Here is a 984-nt window from a genome sequence, read left to right as displayed (position 1 = left end):
GATCAAATGCAATGCGAAAAAAAGAGCGTTTTTTTAAAATTGTAAACCAAGAAAGCCCCGCTTGGAAACCTTCAAGACAAATTTTCTCAAACAAACGAATATCCTCAAAAACAGGCTTTCCCCATTCGGTATCATGATAAGCACAATAAAGTGGATCCGTTCCAGCCCATGCGCAACGAACTTTTCCATCCACTCCCTTAAGAAGACCTTCCGCAAGCATAGCATTAACCTTATTAAAAGAGAGTTCCTTGATCATCGCTTGGCGACTTTATCTGCTTGTGTTTTGACCGTTTAGAAAAAACAGGTTCTTGTGTTGCAACACTGATATCTCCATCAAAAAAGCGTAAATTTATTTGCCCTGTTTCAGGAAACTGAACCAACCGTTTAATGGGCTTATGATCTTTCCCCAAAGCCAAAACAAAACCACGCTCTAAAATACTTTGATACGAAGTGCTTTTTAAAAGCCTAGATGCAAGCTCCATTTGGGCACGTTGTTTTTCCACACTACGCACAAAAGCACGATGAAGGCGCGCCGTATATTCTTTTGTATTGCGTTGTGCTTTTTCAGTATTCAGTAAACGCGGTGAAAAACGTATAGCAAGCGCATGAAAAGAAATTTGTTTTTTATCGCAGCTCACATGAAGAGCGCGCAGCAATCGACTTGAAATTTCATCAAAACCACGCCGTGGTAGAGCGAAAAGTTGATCGACAGTCGGAAGCCCTCTTATAATAGCACGCAATTTCTGTTGATGAAAATCAAAATAACGCATCAATCCCTTGCGTAAACGGGCACAAAGAGACGCCACATACACTTCGAGATCAAGCTTAACAGGAACAGCCTTTTCTGCAGCTCCTGTAGGAGTTGGAGCACGCCAATCGGCGACATAATCAATCAAAGTCCAATCTGTTTCATGCCCAACAGCAGAAATAACCGGAAGAGCAGAGGCATAAACAGCACGAACAACAGCTTCATCATTAAACCCC

2 protein-coding genes are annotated in these 984 nt (G+C 41.9%); both read right to left on the bottom strand.

All coding sequences use genetic code 11. From position 1 onward, the window contains the following. A partial coding sequence (locus tag ACFIKE_RS11425) for a DNA-3-methyladenine glycosylase I (protein WP_375650064.1) occupies positions 1-256 on the bottom strand: 256 nt, incomplete at its 3' end. Further along, positions 234-984 (bottom strand): exodeoxyribonuclease VII large subunit (locus ACFIKE_RS11420; protein WP_375650062.1); only part of this gene is annotated, 751 nt, incomplete at its 5' end. The genes ACFIKE_RS11425 and ACFIKE_RS11420, both read right to left, overlap by 23 nt.

Source organism: Bartonella sp. MU70NMGDW (assembly GCF_042194085.1).
Taxonomy (GTDB): Bacteria; Pseudomonadota; Alphaproteobacteria; order Rhizobiales; family Rhizobiaceae; genus Bartonella; species Bartonella grahamii.
Note: the sequence above shows the minus strand (reverse complement) of the source record. Positions and strands in the feature narration are given on the sequence as shown.